This window comes from Aeromicrobium changchenzhani, assembly GCF_057586615.1.
Map to the genome: position 1 here is coordinate 2,387,841 of NZ_CM172480.1, position 19,124 is coordinate 2,406,964.

20 protein-coding genes, 3 tRNA genes and 1 pseudogene are annotated in these 19,124 nt (G+C 61.5%); 9 read left to right on the forward strand and 15 right to left on the reverse strand.

All coding sequences use genetic code 11. From position 1 onward, the window contains the following. The first annotated feature begins 21 nt into the window (after window positions 1–21). The 3 genes from AC2YB9_RS12080 to AC2YB9_RS12090 are packed head-to-tail and all read left to right on the forward strand — an operon-like array spanning window position 22 to window position 1,521. Window positions 22–387 (forward strand): ArsR/SmtB family transcription factor, encoded by a 366-nt coding sequence (locus tag AC2YB9_RS12080; RefSeq protein WP_487265594.1) that lies wholly within the window; start codon window positions 22–24, stop codon window positions 385–387. Next, window positions 380–1,108 (forward strand): cation efflux transmembrane domain-containing protein, encoded by a 729-nt coding sequence (locus AC2YB9_RS12085; protein WP_487265595.1) that lies wholly within the window; start codon window positions 380–382, stop codon window positions 1,106–1,108. The genes AC2YB9_RS12080 and AC2YB9_RS12085 overlap by 8 nt, the downstream gene beginning before the upstream one ends. Further along, entirely contained in the window at window positions 1,105–1,521 is a 417-nt protein-coding gene (locus AC2YB9_RS12090; protein WP_487265596.1) for a hypothetical protein, read from the forward strand. Before AC2YB9_RS12085 ends, AC2YB9_RS12090 begins: the two co-directional genes overlap by 4 nt. On the opposite strand, the pseudogene AC2YB9_RS12095 reads toward AC2YB9_RS12090, so the two are convergent. From AC2YB9_RS12095 to AC2YB9_RS12110, 4 genes and pseudogenes are all read right to left on the reverse strand, one after another. Next, a pseudogene (locus AC2YB9_RS12095) lies at window positions 1,492–1,587 on the reverse strand (hypothetical protein); the annotation flags it as partial. The gene AC2YB9_RS12090 and the pseudogene AC2YB9_RS12095 overlap by 30 nt on opposite strands. Continuing rightward, window positions 1,557–1,955 (reverse strand): hypothetical protein, encoded by a 399-nt coding sequence (locus AC2YB9_RS12100; protein ID WP_487265597.1) that lies wholly within the window; start codon window positions 1,953–1,955, stop codon window positions 1,557–1,559. The gene AC2YB9_RS12100 and the pseudogene AC2YB9_RS12095, both read right to left, overlap by 31 nt. Continuing rightward, window positions 1,955–2,977 carry a dihydroxy-acid dehydratase domain-containing protein gene (locus tag AC2YB9_RS12105; RefSeq protein WP_487265598.1) on the reverse strand — a complete coding sequence of 341 codons (1,023 nt, stop codon included), beginning with the start codon at window positions 2,975–2,977 and terminating at the stop codon, window positions 1,955–1,957. Before AC2YB9_RS12105 ends, AC2YB9_RS12100 begins: the two co-directional genes overlap by 1 nt. Window positions 2,978–3,040: 63 nt before the next feature. Next, complete coding sequence (locus AC2YB9_RS12110; RefSeq protein ID WP_487265599.1) at window positions 3,041–4,030, reverse strand: bile acid:sodium symporter family protein; 990 nt, start codon at window positions 4,028–4,030, stop codon at window positions 3,041–3,043. 431 nt (window positions 4,031–4,461) lie between these two features. On the opposite strand from AC2YB9_RS12110, the gene AC2YB9_RS12115 reads away from it, so the two are divergent. Next, complete coding sequence (locus AC2YB9_RS12115; RefSeq protein ID WP_487265600.1) at window positions 4,462–4,839, forward strand: MmyB family transcriptional regulator; 378 nt, start codon at window positions 4,462–4,464, stop codon at window positions 4,837–4,839. Between the two features lie 382 nt (window positions 4,840–5,221). Here AC2YB9_RS12115 and AC2YB9_RS12120 read toward each other — a convergent pair. The 3 genes from AC2YB9_RS12120 to AC2YB9_RS12130 all read right to left on the reverse strand — a co-directional run bounded on the left by AC2YB9_RS12120 (window position 5,222) and on the right by AC2YB9_RS12130 (window position 6,363). Further along, a tRNA-Val gene (locus tag AC2YB9_RS12120) sits at window positions 5,222–5,295 on the reverse strand. 211 nt (window positions 5,296–5,506) lie between these two features. Then, window positions 5,507–5,968 carry a peroxiredoxin gene (locus AC2YB9_RS12125; protein WP_487265601.1) on the reverse strand — a complete coding sequence of 154 codons (462 nt, stop codon included), beginning with the start codon at window positions 5,966–5,968 and terminating at the stop codon, window positions 5,507–5,509. 8 nt (window positions 5,969–5,976) lie between these two features. Beyond that, a complete protein-coding gene (locus AC2YB9_RS12130) occupies window positions 5,977–6,363 on the reverse strand; it encodes a DUF3052 domain-containing protein (RefSeq protein WP_487265602.1) in 387 nt (128 codons plus the stop codon). A 169-nt stretch (window positions 6,364–6,532) separates the two neighbouring features. On the opposite strand from AC2YB9_RS12130, the gene aceE reads away from it, so the two are divergent. From aceE to AC2YB9_RS12145, 3 genes are all read left to right on the forward strand, one after another. After that, window positions 6,533–9,292, forward strand: coding sequence for a pyruvate dehydrogenase (acetyl-transferring), homodimeric type (aceE, locus tag AC2YB9_RS12135; protein ID WP_487265603.1), 2,760 nt, complete (start codon window positions 6,533–6,535; stop codon window positions 9,290–9,292). Window positions 9,293–9,457: 165 nt separating this feature from the next. Then, window positions 9,458–10,450: a phosphatase PAP2 family protein gene (locus tag AC2YB9_RS12140; protein ID WP_487265604.1), complete on the forward strand. Its 993-nt coding sequence runs from the start codon at window positions 9,458–9,460 to the stop codon at window positions 10,448–10,450. An 82-nt stretch (window positions 10,451–10,532) separates the two neighbouring features. After that, complete coding sequence (locus AC2YB9_RS12145; RefSeq protein ID WP_487265605.1) at window positions 10,533–11,387, forward strand: acyl carrier protein; 855 nt, start codon at window positions 10,533–10,535, stop codon at window positions 11,385–11,387. Window positions 11,388–11,483: 96 nt separating this feature from the next. Here AC2YB9_RS12145 and AC2YB9_RS12150 read toward each other — a convergent pair whose 3' ends face one another. Then, window positions 11,484–11,999: a DUF3145 domain-containing protein gene (locus tag AC2YB9_RS12150; RefSeq protein WP_487265606.1), complete on the reverse strand. Its 516-nt coding sequence runs from the start codon at window positions 11,997–11,999 to the stop codon at window positions 11,484–11,486. A gap of 114 nt (window positions 12,000–12,113) precedes the next feature. Between AC2YB9_RS12150 and AC2YB9_RS12155 the strand changes: the two genes are divergently transcribed. Continuing rightward, window positions 12,114–12,425 (forward strand): GNAT family N-acetyltransferase, encoded by a 312-nt coding sequence (locus AC2YB9_RS12155; protein WP_487265607.1) that lies wholly within the window; start codon window positions 12,114–12,116, stop codon window positions 12,423–12,425. Window positions 12,426–12,638: 213 nt separating this feature from the next. Here AC2YB9_RS12155 and AC2YB9_RS12160 read toward each other — a convergent pair. After that, window positions 12,639–12,715 (reverse strand) — tRNA-Met (locus tag AC2YB9_RS12160). Between the two features lie 27 nt (window positions 12,716–12,742). Here AC2YB9_RS12160 and AC2YB9_RS12165 point away from each other — a divergent pair. Further along, complete coding sequence (locus AC2YB9_RS12165) at window positions 12,743–13,486, forward strand: PIG-L deacetylase family protein (protein WP_487265608.1); 744 nt, start codon at window positions 12,743–12,745, stop codon at window positions 13,484–13,486. Window positions 13,487–13,489: 3 nt separating this feature from the next. On the opposite strand, the gene AC2YB9_RS12170 is transcribed toward AC2YB9_RS12165, so the two are convergent. The 6 genes from AC2YB9_RS12170 to mutM form a co-directional block, all read right to left on the reverse strand. Further along, a complete protein-coding gene (locus AC2YB9_RS12170) occupies window positions 13,490–14,203 on the reverse strand; it encodes an MgtC/SapB family protein (RefSeq protein WP_487265609.1) in 714 nt (237 codons plus the stop codon). Then, window positions 14,203–14,278 (reverse strand) — tRNA-Asn (locus AC2YB9_RS12175). The genes AC2YB9_RS12170 and AC2YB9_RS12175 overlap by 1 nt, the downstream gene beginning before the upstream one ends. A gap of 9 nt (window positions 14,279–14,287) precedes the next feature. Next, window positions 14,288–14,908, reverse strand: a complete 621-nt coding sequence (locus tag AC2YB9_RS12180; RefSeq protein WP_487265610.1) for a sigma-70 family RNA polymerase sigma factor — start codon at window positions 14,906–14,908, stop codon at window positions 14,288–14,290. Window positions 14,909–14,961: 53 nt separating this feature from the next. Further along, the gene (gene dnaG, locus AC2YB9_RS12185) at window positions 14,962–16,830 is read right to left on the reverse strand and encodes a DNA primase (RefSeq protein WP_487265611.1); all 1,869 of its coding nucleotides are present in this window, start codon (window positions 16,828–16,830) and stop codon (window positions 14,962–14,964) included. A 9-nt stretch (window positions 16,831–16,839) separates the two neighbouring features. Beyond that, window positions 16,840–18,069, reverse strand: coding sequence for a deoxyguanosinetriphosphate triphosphohydrolase (locus tag AC2YB9_RS12190; RefSeq protein ID WP_487265612.1), 1,230 nt, complete (start codon window positions 18,067–18,069; stop codon window positions 16,840–16,842). Window positions 18,070–18,275: 206 nt separating this feature from the next. Continuing rightward, window positions 18,276–19,124, reverse strand: a complete 849-nt coding sequence (gene mutM / locus AC2YB9_RS12195) for a bifunctional DNA-formamidopyrimidine glycosylase/DNA-(apurinic or apyrimidinic site) lyase (RefSeq protein ID WP_487265613.1) — start codon at window positions 19,122–19,124, stop codon at window positions 18,276–18,278.

Here is a 19,124-nt window from a genome sequence, read left to right on the forward strand (position 1 = left end):
TATTCCATTTATCATCGTGATATGACGATGATAGTTGGCAATCACGATCAAGAATCTGTGGCATCTCTCACAGCGGCCGCGTGTCTGTTCCATGGCTTCAGCGACCGCGCGCGCTTGGTGATTCTCCAGCACCTACTGCTCGGCGAGCATCGCGTGGTCGAGCTGACCGAACACCTTGGGCTGGCTCAGTCCACCGTCTCCAAGCACCTCGCTTGCCTCAAGGATTGCGGCTTGGTTTTGTCCCGTCCTGAAGGTCGCGCATCAGTGTTCAGCGTCACCCACGCTGAGGCGACGACCACTTTGCTCGCGGCCGCCGAGGAGCTCCTCGACCTCACCGGGTTCGCGGTCACCTTGTGCCCCAACCACGGCGTGAGCGCTCATGACTGACCTCGACGCTGCAACCATGACGCGTCTCGGCCGCCGGGCGAAGGTGCTCGCCGGCTTCTCGGTCACCTACAACGTGATCGAGGCAGTCATCGCCATCAGCGCCGGAATCGTCGCAGGATCCGTTGCCCTCGTCGGTTTCGGTCTCGACTCGGTCGTCGAGGTGTCGAGCGGGCTGATCATCCTATGGCAGTTCTCGCATCGCATTCCTGAGTCCCGTGAACGACAGGCGCTGCGCCTTTTGGCGTTCTCGTTCTTCGCGCTCGCCGCCTACGTGGGGTTCGAATCGGCACGCGCGCTGATCATTGGTGCGGATCCTGACGCTTCAACGGTCGGCATCGTCCTCGCAGCCGTATCGCTGGTTGTCATGCCCTTCATTTCGTTCGCGCAGCGCCGCACGGGCAGGGCGCTTGGGTCGAACGCTGTCTATGCCGATGGCACCCAGACCCTGCTGTGCACCTATCTGTCGGCCGCCCTTCTGGCGGGCCTGCTGCTCAACGCCACGTTGGGTTGGTCATGGGCCGACCCGATCGCCGGCCTCATCATCGCGGGCGTCGCTGCTCGAGAAGGTCTCGAAGCCTGGAAGGGTGAGGGATGTTGCTCGCCCATCAGCATGGGATCGGACCTGAACGAGGGTTGCGGCTGCACCGACTGCCAGGACGCGTGCTGCGCAACAGACTTCGGGCCGCAGTCCCGCGAAATTGACCTCGGGTGGAGGACATGATGGCTGCCCTCGCTCTGGTCTTGTTTGGGGTGTATTTCGCCATCGCCTTTGGTTGGCGCACCTGGCTTCAGTATCACTCCACTGGCGACACCGGCTTCAGGGGCATCAGCGGCCGGGCCGGCACGGTTGAGTGGACCGGAGGGGTGCTGTTCGTTCTTGCATTCGCCGCCGCCGTGGCCGCACCGATCGCTGATATTGCTGGCCTGCCCACGATCGGCGTCCTGGTTCAGAGCCCGATACAGATCGCCGGGGTGGTCCTGGCCGTGGTCGGCATCGGGACAACCTTCGCTGCCCAGGTCGCCATGGGCTCGAGCTGGCGAGTCGGTGTCGACGTTCTGCACCAGCGCGATGGGGCCTCCGACGGCAGCTTCAGGGGCAACGTGGCCGATGCAGAGTCCGGTGGTGCCGCCTGAGAAGCGCCCGTCGGTCAGCAGAAGGACCTCTTGACCTAGGCCAGCGCCCTTGATCGCGGCCGTGATGGCGAGAGCATCTCGCGCATTCCGGGTCCGCCGGCGGGTCCTTCATTGCGGATCACGACGACGTCGCCGGCTGCGATCTGTTTCTTCATCGCGGCCTTGAGCGCATCCTGCTCTCCGGCGAAGACCTTTGCCTTGCCCGAGAAAGCAGTCGTGTCGATGCCGGCAGTCTTGGCGACCGCTCCTTCGGGGGCAAGGGAGCCGTGCAGGACAGCGATGCCGCCGTCTGGTCGAAACGGAGTCGACATCGAGTACAGGATTTCGCCGTCCGGACGCGGCGGGTCAAGGTCATCGAGGTTCTCCGACAGCGTTCGACCAGTGACAGTCAGTGTGTCGCCGTGCAGCAGTCCGGCTGAAAAGAGCTCACGCATCACGACGGCACGCCGCCGATGTGGTCCAGGTCGGCCATAACGTGTCGGCCGAAGGGCTTCATGTCGGCCAGGAGAGGAACGCGCCGGCTGATCGTGTCGAAGTCGTTGAGTTCAAGTGGGACTTTCGCCTCGTGGGCGATAGCGAGAAGGTGCAGCACCACATTGGTGGAGCCTCCCAACGCCATCAGGACGGTGATCGCGTTCTCGAATGCTTCACGAGTGAGGATCAGACGCGCGGTGATGCCGCGCTCGAGCAGGTCAACGACTGCTTGGCCGGCCTCGCGAGCGATGCTCATCCTCCGCCGGTTCGTGGCCGGCGGAGAAGCGCTCCCCGGCAGCGACATGCCAAGCGCCTCGGCAACACTGGCCATGGTGTTGGCGGTGTACATGCCTGCGCATCCACCCTCGCCGGGACAGTACGAGCGTTCGATCATGTCGACGTCGGCGCGCGACATCTGGTCGTACATGCAGGACCCAATCGCTTCGAATGCTTCAACGATGGTCACCTGTTTGTCTGAACCGTCCGAGAGCCTGGCCACGCCAGGCAAGCTGGTCCCTGCATAGACAAAGACGCTGGCCAGATCAAGACGGGCAGCCGTCATCAACATGCCCGGCAGCGACTTGTCACAACCGGCAAGCAGCACGGATGCGTCGAACCGCTGTGCCTGCATGACGCTATCGGCGATGACCTCACGGGAGACCAGCGAGTAGCGCATGCCGCGGTGGCCCATCGAAATGCCATCACTGACTGAGATCGTGCCGAACTGCAGGGGATACCCGCCGCGGGAGTGGACACCTTCCTTGGCGGCCCTGGCAAGCCGGTCGAGGTTCAGGTTGCATGGGGTGACCTCGTTCCATGTGGAGGCGATGCCGACCTGCGGTTTGAGCAAGTCGGCATCGCCGAGCCCGGCGCCGCGGAGCATGCCCCGTGCGGCGGCCTGCCCCAATCCCTCGGTCGCCTCGCGGCTCCGCGGCCGCAGGTCGATCAACGATGCTCCGGTCACGTTTTCAAGGTTTGGCATTCGAGCCTTCTTCACTGATGGTGTAGGGGTTTCATCGGTCGATCGGATGGAATTGCCGTGCTTTTAGCCAGCTGAATTTCGCGCCGGAGCGGTACCGCGCCCTGCAACCTCCTCGCCGACGGATCGACGTGACCAGTAGCTTGCGAGCAGAGATCCGGAAACGTTGTGCCAAACCGAAAAGATTGCGGCTGGCAGCGCGGCAGCTGGGGTGAAGTGGACAGAGGCCAAGGCAGCAGCCAACCCGGAGTTCTGCATCCCCACCTCGATGCTTACGGCGCGTCGGCTGGCGGCGTCGAGGCCGCAGGCCTTGCCGATTCCGTAGCCCACGGCGAGTCCAAGTCCGTTGTGGAGCACGACAGCCAGGACAATGACGCCTCCGATCGACAGCAAGGTCGGAGCGCTGGCCGCCACCACGGCCACGACCACAGCAGTGATGCCTACAACTGAAACCAGCGGGAGGGCATCGAGAATGCTTTCGATGAAAGTTGGGAACAACAGCCGGAGGACCACTCCGAGGATCACCGGGACGAGCACGATCTTCAGGATCGAGACGAACAAGCCACTCGCGTCAACCGGCAGCACCTCACCTGCGAGCCAGAGAACCAAGAGCGGAGTGAGGAGCGGAGTGAGGAGCGGAGCTAACAGAGTGGAGACCGAGGTCATGGCGACCGACAACGCAGTATCGCCCTTGGCCAGGTAAACCATTACGTTGGAAGCAGTGCCACCAGGGGCAGATCCGACCAAAACCATGCCAGCAGTCAGCGCAGCGGACAAACCAAGTGCAGTTGCGATGCCGAGACCGAGCAACGGCATCACAACAAATTGTGCCGCCACGCCAAGCAGTAGTGCCCACGGTCGTCGCGCGACGACAGCAAAGTCTGAGAGCTGGAGTGTCATCCCCATCCCGAGCATGATGATCGACAGCAGCCAAGGAATGGCTGGGGTGGCACCGCTGAAGGTGTCAGGCGTCAACAAGGCGATCCCTCCTGCAATGAGGACAATCAGGGCGAACCACTTGCCGACGAATTCGCTGATGGGTTTGACATTGGTCATGGGTGTCTCCTCGGGTCTCTGTGTGATCACCCTCACAGATTTCACGTGGAAGAGACAGGCCACTGTTTATGCTGGTATCAACGCCACTAGGAAGGGCGGGGTGCGATGCGAGGGCGGTCGGGTGCTCGAGACGAACTGGGCTCTTTCCTGTCCACACGCCGTCGCCAGATAGAGCCGAGCCAGGTCGGACTTCCAGTCGTTGCCCGGCGCCGGGTCAGCGGCCTGCGGCGAGAGGAAGTCTCGTTGCTGTCTGGGGTGAGTGTCACGTGGTACACGTGGCTGGAACAGGGGGCGTGGAGTCAACCCATCCCGGCAGGTTCTGACCGCGCTGGCCCGCACCTTGCAGCTCACGCCGGCCGAGCAACGATATCTCCTCACGCTCGGGGGGTACAGATGGGCGGTCAAAGCATGTCCTGCCTCACCACGGTCAGGTGTTCTTGAACGCGCTGGGCCCATCGCCGGCGTACGCCATCACCGATCGGTGGGACATCGTCGGATGGAATCTTGCCTACGAGTTGCTATACCCCGGCGTCGCGAGCGTTACCGAGGAGGACCGCAATCTACTGTGGCTAATTTTCACTGATCCGTCCGTCCGGGACCTGCTGGACGACTGGGACGTCGACAGCAAGCGGTTCCTCGCGCAGTTCAGAGCCGAGGCTGCCCCGCGAGTCGGGACGCCAGACTTCACGCGCCTCATCGACCGACTGAAGTCGGAAAGCGCGCAGTTCGGAAACCAGTGGGAAAGTCACGACGTCGATGGATTCGTCTCGACATCGCTACCGCCAACTACCCAACTGAAGGCGACGTGACGTACCTCTATATGCCCGGCCTCGCGTTCACGGCTTAAGCGGGCGGTTCTCCGGCACCTGCCCCGGGGTTGCCAGTCGCGTCGCCGCGGACACGCTCTCCAACGAGCGTCCCATCGTCGATGGCAACAAGTTCCACGTCCGCGGAGCGGGGCTTCGACACGCGATCAAGATTGTCGCGCGTCAGCGTGGGCTGCCGCTCGACTAGGCCAATCCTCAGCGGTGGTCGTTGTCCGGAGAGCACCGTCAGCCGACCGTCGTTGCGACCTCGAACTCCGAGGATAGCTTCTCAATATCTCTGTCGCATTTTCGTGTGATTTTCGTGTGAATGCGGACGGGAGAACGGTGCTCCACCTTTCCGAACCACGGAATTTCAGCACATTTGTGGGCGAAGAGGGACTCGAACCCCCGACCTTCCGGGTGTAAACCGGATGCTCTAACCAACTGAGCTATTCGCCCGCTTTGAAGCGCCTATACGATATCGCACCATCCCGCCAATCCGCGATCTGAAGCCTTTGCGACCTAAAACCGGGGCTGACAGGTGGCAAAGGCTTCAAATCGCGGGGTACGGACACATAGGCGCTGCGACCGCCGGGGTCTCGGGTCCTCAACGGTCGCAGCATGTTCTATCAAACACTATTGCTTGAAAATAATCATCCCGAGGGGTCAATCAGACGAGTGCGGACAACGCCTGCTTGTATTCGTCGAGATCACGCGCCTCGGGCAGACCGTTCTCGACCTTCCAGCGAACGATCCCCTCGACGTCGATGATGTAGGTCCCGCGACTCGCGGCACCAACCTTCTCGACGAAAACTCCGTAGGCCGATGCAACTGCGCCATGCGGCCAGAAGTCACTCAGCAGCGAAAATGTGAGGCCGTCCTGATCGGCGAACGCCCGAAGCGAAAACATCGGATCGCACGAGACCGCAAGCACCTCCGTGTCGTCACCGCCGAGATCGGGGAGGTTGTCCCGGATCTCACACAATTCGCCCGTACAAATGCCACTGAATGCGAAGGGGTAGAACATCAGCACGACCGACTTTTTGCCGCGAAATGATGACAACGTGACATCTTCGCCATGCTGATTCTTGAGGGTAAAGTCAGGCGCTTCCTGACCGATTTCAATCGTCACAGATTTTCCTAACGTTTGGGGGTGGACAGGCGAGTCGCGGCCCAATCGGCCGAAGCGGAGAACGTCGACGTGGTCGAAAGCCCAGCAACCGGCGCAGCCTCAGAGATGTCTGCATTCTCAACGTATCCGGGTCGGCCGACCTTGGGCGTCAGCAACCAAATGCCGCCGCCTTCGACGATGTCCTGCAGGCAGTCAACTAGGCCGTCGACGAGATCGCCGTCGCCCTCGCGCCACCACAGGACTACGCCATCGACAACATCACCGATGTCCCCGTCGACAAGCGCATTGCCCGTCCGCGTCTCAATATCGGAACGAAGCGCCTCATCGACATCCTCGTCCCAGCCAAGTTCCTGGATAACCGTGTCGGGTTTGAAACCCAACTTATCCGCGGTCAACGATGCCTCCTTGGGGCGTCAAAACACATGGGACGAACCTACCCAATTTGAGCAAGATTCGCATGCGAAAAGTCTACTCGTGAGTAGCCCTCTCTTGGTGTTGCCGGTATCACACTAGCGAATCAGTGGTGGCACTATGGGAGGTGTCCACAAGACTTCAGGAGATATCATGCCGCAACCCGGCTCTGAGCGCCCAGCAGTAATTCATGAGGGCCTACCGACGCAACTCCCCGACATCGATCCGGATGAGACCGAGGAATGGGTTGCATCGCTCGATGCGATGATCGACGAAAAAGGTCGATCGCGCGCCCGCTACGTCATGTTGCGCCTTCTGGAGCGCGCACGTGAGCAAAGCGTCGGCGTTCCCGGACTGCGCAGCACTGATTTCATCAACACGATCCCGCCCGAGCGCGAACCATGGTTCCCCGGCAACGAGGAAATCGAACGGCGTATCCGCTCGATCATCCGCTGGAACGCAGCCGTCATGGTGTCCCGTGCCAACCGTCCAGGCCTCGGCGTCGGCGGCCACATCGCGACCTACCAGTCGGCGGCGAGCCTGTATGAAGTTGGCTTCAACCACTTCTTCCGCGGCAAGAACCATCCTGGCGGTGGCGACCAGATCTTCTTCCAGGGCCACGCCTCCCCCGGCATCTACGCGCGCTCCTTCCTGGAGGGCCGTCTGAGCGAGCAACAGCTCGACCGGTTCCGTCAGGAATATTCCCACGGGCCAGGCAAGGGCCTACCGTCATACCCACACCCACGTCGTATGCCCGACTACTGGGAGTTTCCCACTGTCTCGATGGGTCTGGGTGCGCTTGCATCGATCTATCAGGCGCGCTTCAACAAATATCTGCAGCACCGTGGCATTAAGGACACCAGTCAGCAGCACGTCTGGGCATTCCTGGGTGACGGCGAGATGGGCGAGCCCGAATCGCTCGGCGCGATCGGCCTTGCCGCTCGTGAAGAGCTCGACAATTTGACGTTCGTGATCAACTGCAATCTGCAGCAGCTCGACGGGCCGGTACGCGGCAACGGCAAAATCATCCAAGAGCTCGAATCCTATTTCCGTGGGGCCGGTTGGAATGTCATCAAGGTCGTATGGGGCGGCAAGTGGGATCCCCTGCTGGCCCGGGACACCGACGGCGTGCTCGTCAATCAGATGAACCGCACTCCCGACGGCGCGTTCCAGACCCTCTCGGTCGAATCCGGTGCCTACAACCGTGAGCATTTCTTCGGCCCTGATCCCCGCCTGCGTGCAATGGTCGAAAACCTGAGCGATACCGATATCGAGCGGCTACCGCGCGGTGGCCACGACTACCGCAAGGTTTATGCGGCCTTCGATGCAGCCGCCAAACACACCGGCCAGCCGACCGTGATCCTCGCGCATACGATCAAGGGATGGTCAATCGATTCATTCGCCGGTCGCAATTCGACCCATCAGATGAAGCATTTGACCAACGAAGATCTCAAGCGCTTCCGTGATCGCCTACAGATCCCGATCAGCGACGCCGATCTTGAAAATGGTGACTCCGCGCCGTTCTACCATCCGGGCGAGGACAGTGAAGAGATCCAATACATGATGGCGCGGCGGGCGGCGCTCGGTGGCTCGATACCGCATCGCGTCGTCAAGCCGGTCGCCATCACGCTGCCACCGGACAAGGTCTATGACGATCTCAAGAAGGGCTCGGGCAAGCAGGCGATCGCCACCACGATGGCTTTCGTCCGGTTGCTGCGCGATCTGATGCGCGATCCAGAGATCGGCAAACGGCTGGTCCCGATCGCACCGGATGAATACCGCACTTTTGGTATGGACTCGATGTTCCCGACCGCCAAGATCTACAGTCCGGTCGGGCAAACGTACGAGCCAGTCGACCGGAAACTCCTTCTCGCCTACCGCGAGTCCGAACAGGGCCAACTGCTGCACGAAGGCATCAGCGAGGCTGGCGGAATGGCTTCGGCCATCGCGGCTGGCAGCGCGTACGCGACGCACGGCGAACCCATGATTCCGGTCTTCATGTTCTATTCGATGTTCGGCTTCCAGCGAACCGGTGACTCGATCTGGTCGATGGCTGATCAATTGGCACGTGGCTTCCTCATTGGTGCCACCGCTGGCCGCACGACACTGACCGGTGAGGGCCTTCAACACGCCGACGGCCATTCGCCGCTCCTCGCGCAGACCAATCCCGCGATCGTCCACTATGACCCGGCATTCGGCTTCGAGATCAGCTACATCATGCAATCAGGGCTTGAGCGTATGTACGGGCACTCTGAGGATCATCCTGAGGGCGAGAATGTCATCTTCTACTTGACGGTCTACAACGAGCCGATCGTCCAGCCGAAGGAGCCCGATAACGTCGATGTCGAAGGCATTTTGAAGGGCGCCTACCGCTACCGGGCGGCCGATCAGGGCGAAGGTGCGGGTGCACGCATCATGGCCTCCGGAGTAGCCGTTCCCTGGGCGCTCAAGGCGCAGGAGATTTTGGCGTCGGACTACAACGTGTTCGCCGACGTCTGGTCAGTCACATCGTGGAACGAGTTGGCACGCGATGCGGTTGATGCCGAGCGGTGGAATCTGAACCACCCGGGTGAATACAGCCGCATGCCGTACATCACGCAGAAATTGATGGATTCGAAAGTCGTCACGGTGGCCGTAAGCGACTTCATGCGCGCCGTGCCCGATCAGATCGCGCGCTGGATCCCAGGACCGTGGCAGTCACTCGGTACCGATGGTTTCGGTTTCTCCGACACCCGTGCGGCGGCCCGCCGTGAGTTCCAGATCGATGCTGAGTCGATCGTCGTCACGGTGCTTCAGAGCTTGGCTCAACGGTCGTTGGTCAAGCCTGAGGTCGTCCGCGAAGCATTCGAACGCTTCCGCATCGATGACCCGACCGCGGTCGCCGGAATCCCTCAAGAGGGTGCCGGAGCCTGAGTCGATCGCGCCACGTGTCGGGGCGTCATTCCGACACGTGGCGCCCATCACGGTCCAGCGCCTAACAGTTTTTGGGGTCGACAGAATACGATGAACCTCATGCGACGTTGGCCTTACACCTTTGCGGTGGCTCTTTCTGTGGCGGTCGCCGTCCTGACTGTAGTGATGTCACAGCGTCTGGATCTGCCAATTCGCGATCCCGACGGCTTCCTCGGACCATCCTACGTCCGGCTCCCGCTCATCGTCCTATTGTTTTTTGCCGCCGGCATCATTCCGACGGCACTGTGGCGAGGCCGGATCGTCGCATTCCCCCAGGCCGTCGTCAAAATCGTTCGTGAGGAATGGTCAGTCAAACGGGTGGTCTACATTCTCGTTGGTCTTGGCTCGTTTTATACCTGCTACGTCGGCTACCGCAATATCAAGAGTTATCTTCCGGTCGTACGCAAGGACGTCCGGTTCGACTATCAGATGCTCGAACTCGATCACTGGGTGATGTTCGGACACAATCCAGCGCAGATTCTCCAAAACCTGCTCGGCACCGGCTTCACGGCGCACGTGCTTTCGTATGTTTACGTCTCTTACCTGATGCTGATCCCGCTGACGCTCGGCGCGTTCCTCGTCTGGGGCCGCGACCTGTCCCTTGGCGCTTGGTATGCCACAACGCTCAGCCTCAACTGGGTCATGGGTGCGGCCAGTTACTACATCCTCCCGACCCTAGGCCCTGCGTTCGCGCAACCGCAGTCATTCCTCGAACTCCCTGCAACGGGTGCGTCCACGCTCCAAAACAGCTTGTCCAATTCCGGCTGGATGTTTAAAGAAGACCCCGGTAGCAACCACATCTTTGGCATCGCGGGCTTCGCGTCGTTGCACGTGTCCGTGGTTCTGGCCGCCTGCCTGTTCTTCTCCCGTGCAGGGCTCAACGCGATCATCCGATGGTCCGCCTGGATCTACTTCGTGCTGGTCGTCATCGCCACGATCTACTTCGGTTGGCACTATCTTGCCGACGATGTTGCCGGCGCATTCATCGGCTGGTCTGCGGTCGTGATCGGTCAATGGGCATCGGGAAACCGCGGCCGCACTCGACCGCGGCGAGGCGAGGACCTCTCGCTCCAACCGGAACTGGAAACGTCCACATCAGAGCCCGAACCCGCTGCGTGAATCCAGCCATCATTCGTCGATCCACAACCTTGTGGGGTCATAGGGTAGCCGGGCCCGTTGACCGACATATTAGGCTCTGACTGTGCCCTCCTCTGCTGCCGTACTCGACCGCCTGACTCGGATCACCGTTCAGGTAGTCGGTTGCGCGCCCGAAGCAGTCGTACCGTCAGCCCGGTTGGCCAAGGACCTAGGCGTCGACTCGCTCTCGCTGGTGGAGATCAGCGAACAGTTGGGGCACTCGTTCGACACGTACCTCGCCGACGACACCATCAACCAGCTGGTCACCGTCCAAGACGCGATCACCGCGATCGTCGACCATGACCCGAAGGTCACCGCCCCCGCGCGCCCCGCCACGGCTGAATCAATCGCCGGTCTGGCGGCCGCTGGCCCGGTCGCCCGATCAGCTCCACGCGGCCCGTCAAACCTCTCTGATGAGCAGCTGGCAGAGCGTAAGACGCTCGCTAAGAAGTTCGCGTGGGGCTTTGCCCTTGTCGGCATCGCCGTGGGCCTAATCTTCGGACTGAGCGCAGTCCTCGTTGTGGACGCAACCGGCATTAAGGATGTGTCGTTGCCCGAGACCGCGACGCCAACCGCAACGAAAGCAACCACGCCTACGCCCACGCCAACCGAGACCGCGCCACCCTCGGCCGAGGTCACGCCGAAACCCACGCTGAAGGCGGCGAACACGTCAATCGCTCCCGGCGAGCGACTGCGACTCACCGGCGAATTTCCCGGGTCCGACAAGGGCGCGACGATTCAGGTCCAGGTCAAGGATGCTGACAGCAGCTGGGACAATTTCCCGGTGACGACCCGGACTGACTCCTCCGGCAAATTCAGCACCGTCATCTTCACCACCCGCACCGGCGAGCGTGAGTTCCGCATGCTCAACAAAAGCACCAATGAGTCCACCCCGTCGGTCAAAATCACAATTGGCTAGTTGATCCGCGACTCAGTCGCCCGCTGAACTCGCCGAGTGGCATGCACGTGGGCTCATTCGGACGTTTTGGGCCCATGTACGTGCCACTCGCGGGTCTCAGATCACCTGATGTAGCCAACGGACGGGGGCGCCCTCGCCAGCGTGGCGGAATGGCTCCAACTCGTCATCCCACTTGGTGCCGAGCAGCCCTTCGAGCGCAAGCTCCATCGTGATCTCACCCCGGGCTGCTTTGACCATGAATGCCTTCACCCGATCCTCAGGGATCAGGACATCACCATGTAGGCCGGTCAGCGCGTGGAAGATTCCCAGCGTCGGAGTGTAAGAGAAGCGAGCACCTTCGGTCGAAACAGTCGGCTCTTCAGTGACCTCGAAGCGAAGGCGTTCCCAGCCGCGCATGGCAGATGCAATCTTGGCGGCGGTACCCGCAGGTGCCTGCCAGGAAACCTCGCAGCGATAACTACCCTGTTCCGCTGGCTGGGCAACCCAATCGGCATCGATCGGCATGCCAAGCACACCGTTGGCCGCCCAATCGATGTGCGGGAGTAAAGCAGAGGGTGCAGAATGCACAAATAGAACGCCCCGTGTGGGTACGCTCTGCAAGGTCGAACTCATTGGTGCCTCCCTAGTGTCGCCTTCCCCAGCGGACTGCGGGTTGCACCAATGCCATTGTGCCCCATTGATCACATAAGCCACAAGTGCACGTCGACACGGTGATAAGAATGAGCCATGACGACAACCGAGGTCTCCCACAATTCTGACCAGCATCGATTCGAGATTCGAGTCGACGGAGTGCTCGCCGGCTTCCTCGATTATTCGCTGGCGGACGCGGTCTATTCGCTCAATCACACCCAGGTTCTTCCCGAGTTCGGCGGCCGCGGACTCGGATCGAAACTCGTCATCGGCGCGCTCAAAGACATCCGTGAACGCGACGGACAGTTGCTGCCGTACTGCTCGTTCATCCCGAGAATATTGACTGACAACCCCGAGTTCATCAATCTGGTTCCCGTCGATCAGAAGGCCGCCTTCGGCTTAGTGTGAGAACGTTTTGAGAAGATTGCTGATTCTCAAGACATGCTGATCCGAGGCGACTAGAATTTTGCTCAGGCCGGTCCAGGCGGTCCCCCCGAACGTTCTGGACTGGCCGCTTACGTTCCAATCCGCAGTCCAAGGCTCAAATCCCATATCTAGCCGGTGGATGGAATCCGACCTCGACGGTGTCGCCCCGATCCCAGCGTCACGGCACGCCATTCTTGGTAGGGAGGGCGGGGCTCGAACCCGCGACCCAGGGATTATGAGTCCCTTGCTCTAACCAGCTGAGCTACCTCCCCGCAGCAAATCGGATCTAGCCTAGCCGTATGGATACCTCACACGAACTCACCCCGGTGCCCGAGGACTGGGATACTCTCTTGGCCGTCGTCGCTCATCCCGATGATCTCGAATTTGGCGCCGCCGCTGCGATCGCGCGCTGGACCGCCCAGGGCAAGAACGTCATCTACGGCATGGTCACCAGTGGCGAAGCCGGCATCGACGGCATGAATCCTGAGCAGTGCCGCGAAGTACGCGTCGCCGAACAAATCGAATCTGCGCGAATTGTCGGCGTCGACACCGTGGAATTTCTGGGTCTGGCCGACGGGATTCTTGAGTATGGCGTCCCGCTCCGCCATGCGATCACCGGACTGATCCGGAAACATCGCCCACAAATCGTGATCACCAACAACTTTCGTGACACGTGGGGCGGCCAGTCGCTCAATCAGGCGGATCACATTGCGACCGGACGGGCGACGCTCGACGCCGCACGCGATGCCGGTAATCGCTGGGTGTTCTCCGATCAACTCGATGATGGGCTGGAGCCCTGGGGCGGTGTCAAAGCCGTCTGGGCGGCTGGTTCACCCGACTCGGCGCACGCGGTGGACACGACCGCGACCTTCGGTAAGGGCGTTGAGTCGCTCAAGGCCCACGACGCCTACATCACGGGGCTGGGCTGGGAACATTTCGATCCCGAGGAGTTCCTCGAAAGTTCGGCCCGGCCGACCGGCGCACGCCTCGGCGTCACGTTCGCGACGGCATTCGAGGTGTTCAGCATGGGTTGGGGTGACTGATCGCTATTCGATCGACGCGTTCGCGTCGTTCGCGCGTACACCGGTGACCCCGGTGATTCCCTCGATCTGCGCGGCCATCTTCGCCACCGAACCATAACCGCTCAGGACGATACTGGCACGACGCTCTTCATCAGTCGGTGATTTAACCGTGACCTGTGCGACCGTAAATCCCGAGGACGTCAAGAGTTCGAGAACACGGCCGAACGCCCCGCGGCCGATGCCGTAGGTGACTTCGATGCTGCTCGCGGCCGTTGATGACTGTGGAAGGCGTCGTTCGACGAAGCGCACTCCGTAGACGACCAGTAAATGCAACACGGTTGCGACGAGCGCCAACAGCCAGAGCCCAGCACCGGCGGCCGCCCCGACCGCAGCAGCCATCCATACCGTCGCCGCTGTGGTGAGGCCGCGTACGGCATCGCCTTTGACGAAAATCAGCCCGCCACCGATAAAGCCAATGCCGGTCACGATATTGGCCGCCATACGGGATGGGTCCAGTTGTATGTGGTCGGCGCCGAGCACATCGGCGAAGCCATATTTGGAGATGACCACGAACAGCGCAGCACCGATGCCGACAAGAGTATGGGTACGTAGACCAGCTGACTTGGCGCGCAATTCGCGTTCCAGGCCGATCATGGCCGAGAGCACGAAGGCAATTCCCAGACTCGCGAACTGGATCCAGGAACCGTCATCGATCGCGGCAGCTGTGCTGGTGATCATGGCTCCCCCGCCTGGACTCGAACCAGGAACCCTCCGGTTAACAGCCGAATGCTCTGCCAATTGAGCTACAGGGGACCGGCCTCACTATGCTGATTGTGAAGCTCGGTCACCAACCTTAGCAAGCCGTTCACGTAGATGCGAAAGTGCCTTGGCCTCCAGCGTCCGGACCTGACTCGCGGTCAATCCGAGCTGGCACGCGACCTCCCGGCGGGACCGCGCGGCCGCAACCTTGGGACCAATCCCGAACCGCAGCCTGAGTATGTCGACGAGGTCGTCATCAACATCTATCAATAGGTCCTCGACCTCTACCGAAGAGTTCCATTCGGCGACCTGATCGACTTCATCGGAGACAATTTCAGGCGGCGGTTGTGCCCGCGAGATGGCGTCGCCGATCCACCACCAGGCATATGTCGACAGGCGCACACCCCGGGTGGGATCGAAACGATCGATCGCTTCGATCAAACCGACCGTTCCAGCTTGGACCGCGTCGAGCAATCGTTGTCCATACAGGCCAAGTTTTCGTGCGCGCATGAATACGTACGGAAGGCTGGATGTGATCAATTGTTCGCGGGCCCACCGGTCGCCGGATCGGGCCCGCACGGCAAGCGCGTGCTCGGCGGTCTTGTCGAGTCGGGGGATTGCGGCGATGCGGCGCAGATACGGATCCATCTGGCCAGCGTCGCCGATATTGCCACCGGCTGACACAACTCAATAACAACCTGTGGACAGATCCAGCAATGCGTCCGGTTGGGGAAAACTCAGCCGATCGCGCGCTCGCGGAGCGAACGGCGCTGCTGCTCGAGCGCAACAAGTTCGCCGAACATTCGGTTGTAGTCGTCGGCATGCTCAATCGGATTGGTCCGTTGGAGTTTCGACTTGACCTCGACGATTCGCCGGGCTGTCGTGACCTCCTGCAGCCGCGCTAGCAGGGAATTAACCACCGCATGGGTCGTGGCTTGCGTCGAGCGCAGCGGCTCAACCGCGCACTGGCTGAGTATGCGTTTGAGCTGCTCATCCTCCAAGCTGTCCGAAACTCGCGAAACCCAGCCAACATCGGCCGTATCAGGGAAGGACAAGACGCTGATGTGACGCCAAAGTTCTTGAGTGAATGGGTGAGTGAAGTCGTTTTCGTGCAGGTCGCCAGCGAAGTCACGGGCAAACTGTGGGAACTGCACAATTGCTTTGAGCGCTTCGCGTTCGTCCGCGAACTGCGGCGCACCGAGGCTGACAACTTCTTGCGCGGGCTCCTGCGGTTGATCGGCAACAACGGCCCGGCTGGATGATTTCACCGGCCGGCCTTTGCTTCGCTTGAGTTCGGCTCGAACCTGATCAACATCTGCGCCGACCCGCGTCGCGATCTCACGAATGAATTCCTCGACCTTCGACTTGTCACGGATCGACGTGGCAAGTCCGACCGATTCACGAATCGCGTCGATGCGCTGATCACCTCGGTCGAGGTCGAACTTCTTCAGCGTGTTGTCGAGGACGAATCGGTACAGCGGTATGCGGGAGGCCACGAGTTCACGGACCGCGGCATCGCCGTCGGCTAGGCGCAAATCACACGGGTCCATGCCGCGCGGCTCGACCGCAACGTAGGTCTGCGCAACGAACTGCTGATCGCCCGAGAACGCCTTCATCGCGGCCCGTTGGCCGGCCTCGTCACCATCGAAGGTGAAGATGACCTCACCATGGAAGGCATCGTGATCGAGCAGGACACGACGCAGGATCCGGCCGTGATCCTCGCCAAAAGCGGTGCCGCAGGTGGCGACCGCTGTCTTGACCCCGGCCTCGTGGCAGGCCATGACGTCGGTGTAACCCTCGACAACAACTGCCTGGCTCGTCGAGGAGATGTCGCGGCGAGCGAGGTCTAAGCCATAAAGAACGTTGCTTTTCTTGTAGATCGGGGTCTCGGACGTGTTGAGGTATTTGGCCTCGACCCGGTCGTCATCGAACATCCTCCGCGCGCCGAAACCGATCACCTCACCGGTCATCTCGCGGATCGGCCACATCAACCGGCCACGAAAGCGGTCATACAGTCCACGCGACCCGCTCGAGGCGAGCCCACCGACGGTCAACTCCTCATCGGTAAAGCCGCGCCCACGCAGGTGGCCAACGAGCGCCTCTCCCCCGCGCGGCGCGAATCCCATGCCGAATGTCTCGGCCGCCGCCTGATCGAAGCCTCGGTCTGCGACGAATTGCCGACCGGCCTGCGCATCGGCTGCATTGGCCAAGTGGCTGGCATAGAACTCAGCGGCAAACTTGTGCGCCTCGATGAGACGTCCGCGTTGACGAGGATCGCGACGCGGCCCCCGATCGGTGCCTTCTTCGTAACGCAGTTGGATGCCATATTTGGTCGCGAGTCGTTCGACCGCTTCGACGAAACCGAGCCCCTCGATCTCCATCAGAAACTTGAAAACATCACCACCGGCGCCACAACCGAAACAGTGATAGGAACCCTGCGCAGGGCGTACGTTGAACGACGGCGACTTCTCGTCGTGGAACGGGCAAAGCCCCTTGCGCGCGCCGGCGCCAGCGTTGCGGAGGGTCACGTATTGTTCGATGACTTCATCGATTCGGGCACGCTCGCGGACGATCTGGATGTCTTCGTCCTTGATCAGCCCGGCCATAAACGCAGTCTACGAGAGCAGGCGGACAGCCCACGCATGGGCGGACACGTCGGTGAGGCTCGACACTTGATCGATGACAACGCGGAGTCGGGCTGCGTCAGTCCCAGCCACGGCAAAATCGGCTGCGAACTCTGCCTCCAGATGCTGGTCGCCGGTCGCGCTCAGGGCGACAACAAGCGAGCCGACGATCTCCCGTTGGAGGCGTAACTGCGCGGCGCGGTCATCCGATCGCATCACATAGTGCGCCGCGATCGACTTGAGCACGGTGATCTCATCGAGCGTCGGGGCCGGAATCTCAAGATCGGCACCGAAACGTACGAGCGGGCCGTCGCCCCAGCATTGCTCGGTGGCGTGCTGCGCTTCAAACGCGAACCGGCCAATCAGGGCGCTCGTCAATCGTTTGAGTCCAGCACGGGAGCGACGACTGCCATCGAACCCAGCGACGGGCCATTCCAGCATGGCGTTGAGTCGGTCAAAGGCCGCGGCCAACTGATCGTCAGAGGCGTCATGGTCGTACCAATCACGGGCGACCGACCAGATCGTGTCGAAGTCGAGGCGCTCTGGAGCCAAGGCGAACCAGCCGCCGACGACGCCGTCCTCAACGTCATGCACCGAATAGGCGATGTCATCGGCCAGATCCATGACCTGCGCCTCGATCGGGCGGCGGCGTTCGGGTGCGCCGGCTCGCAGCCAGTCGAATACGGGGACATCGTCGAGGTAGGCCCCAAACTTGGGTGCTTTGACCCCCGCATTGGCACGCGTCCACGGGTATTTCACGCACGCGGCGAGCGTTGCTCTGGTCAGATTGAGCCCGACGCTGTGGCCGTCGGCATCGAATGTCTTGGCCTCGAGCCGAGTGAGGATGCGCAGCGTTTGGGCGTTGCCCTCGAACCCGCCGCATTTTACGGCCGCTTCCGCGAGCGCCGCCTCACCGTTGTGACCAAATGGCGGATGCCCCAAGTCGTGCGCCAGTGCCGCCGAATCGACGATGTCGGGATCGCAGCCGAGCGCTTTGCCCAACTCCCGGGCGACTTGGGCGACCTCGAGTGAGTGGGTAAGTCGATTGCGTACGAAGTCGTCACTTGCCGCACCCATAACCTGAGTTTTGGCCGACAGCCGCCGCAACGCCGCAGAGTGGACCACTCTGGCACGGTCACGCTCAAACGGCGTGCGACCGGCGCGCTTGTTGGACTCGTGCACGATCCGTTCGCGTGCCTCGGAGCCATAAGGACTGTCCATCGCTCGAAGGTTATCGCAAGCCAATCATGAGGCGAGCGCAGCGATGCCAGCCCGCCATAGGGCAAGCGAAGCGAAGCCAGCGGCCATCGAACGAGCAAAGCGAGACTGGCCGCAACCATGGGGCGAGCGAAGCGAAGCCAGCCGGCCAGGCGGCGCGCTCTAGCGCGCCACCTGGAATGAGCACGGCGAAGGAGTGCGGCCGGCTCTTACCAGCGACCATTGCGGGGGCGTCGCTGACAGGTCGGGCACCAGTATGAGGAACGGTTCATGAACGGGCTCCGACGGATCGTCGTGCCGCAGCGGTCACACGGCTCATCTTCTCGCCCGTATGCGTTGAGCGACCGCTCAAAATAGCCGCCCTGCCCATTGACATTGACGTACATCGCATCGAAGGATGTCCCGCCCTGGCCGAGCGATTCGGTCATGACGTCGACGACATTGACAAGCAGTCGGGCGATCTCGGGCGCGCGGAGGTTGCCGCTGTCGCGGGCGTAATGCAGCTTTGAGCGCCAGAGCGACTCATCGGCATAAATATTGCCGACGCCCGAGATCAGCCGTTGATCCAGCAACGCCCGTTTGATGCCGGTGGAGCGCTTGGTGAGCCGGACCCGAAACTCCTCAGCGTCGAATAACGGATCGAGCGGATCACGTGCAATATGAGCCACTTCGGCGGGCAGATCCGCGCCACCGGGGCTGAACGACATGCCGCCGAAGATCCGCGGGTCAACGAACCGCATTTGCATGCCGTCGCTGAGGTCGAGCACGACTTTGACGTGCTTTTCTAGCGGAGCGTCGGGGTGTTCGACGAGTACCTGGCCGCTCATACCCAGATGGCAAATGACCGCATCGTCGTCGAGTTGTAGCCACAAATATTTTCCCCGGCGAGCAACGCCGGTGACGGCTCGACCGGCGAGTGCGTCGACGAAATCAGCGGGGCCGGCGACATGGCGGCGCAACGAACGGGCGTCGAACACGGTCGCGGCGCGGATTATTCGACCAACCACATGGCTGTCGATCCCACGGCGTACGACTTCAACCTCGGGAAGTTCGGGCAC

Coding starts and splice junctions, on each gene's coding strand:
- AC2YB9_RS12080 (WP_487265594.1), top strand. CDS start 22: ATGACGATGATAGTTGGCAATCACGATCAAGAATCTGTGGCATCTCTC.
- AC2YB9_RS12085 (WP_487265595.1), top strand. CDS start 380: ATGACTGACCTCGACGCTGCAACCATGACGCGTCTCGGCCGCCGGGCG.
- AC2YB9_RS12090 (WP_487265596.1), top strand. CDS start 1,105: ATGATGGCTGCCCTCGCTCTGGTCTTGTTTGGGGTGTATTTCGCCATC.
- AC2YB9_RS12100 (WP_487265597.1), bottom strand. CDS start 1,955: ATGCGTGAGCTCTTTTCAGCCGGACTGCTGCACGGCGACACACTGACT.
- AC2YB9_RS12105 (WP_487265598.1), bottom strand. CDS start 2,977: ATGCCAAACCTTGAAAACGTGACCGGAGCATCGTTGATCGACCTGCGG.
- AC2YB9_RS12110 (WP_487265599.1), bottom strand. CDS start 4,030: ATGACCAATGTCAAACCCATCAGCGAATTCGTCGGCAAGTGGTTCGCC.
- aceE (WP_487265603.1), top strand. CDS start 6,533: ATGCCGCAACCCGGCTCTGAGCGCCCAGCAGTAATTCATGAGGGCCTA.
- AC2YB9_RS12140 (WP_487265604.1), top strand. CDS start 9,458: ATGTCACAGCGTCTGGATCTGCCAATTCGCGATCCCGACGGCTTCCTC.
- AC2YB9_RS12150 (WP_487265606.1), bottom strand. CDS start 11,999: ATGAGTTCGACCTTGCAGAGCGTACCCACACGGGGCGTTCTATTTGTG.
- AC2YB9_RS12155 (WP_487265607.1), top strand. CDS start 12,114: ATGACGACAACCGAGGTCTCCCACAATTCTGACCAGCATCGATTCGAG.
- AC2YB9_RS12165 (WP_487265608.1), top strand. CDS start 12,743: ATGGATACCTCACACGAACTCACCCCGGTGCCCGAGGACTGGGATACT.
- AC2YB9_RS12170 (WP_487265609.1), bottom strand. CDS start 14,203: ATGATCACCAGCACAGCTGCCGCGATCGATGACGGTTCCTGGATCCAG.
- dnaG (WP_487265611.1), bottom strand. CDS start 16,830: ATGGCCGGGCTGATCAAGGACGAAGACATCCAGATCGTCCGCGAGCGT.
- AC2YB9_RS12190 (WP_487265612.1), bottom strand. CDS start 18,069: ATGGACAGTCCTTATGGCTCCGAGGCACGCGAACGGATCGTGCACGAG.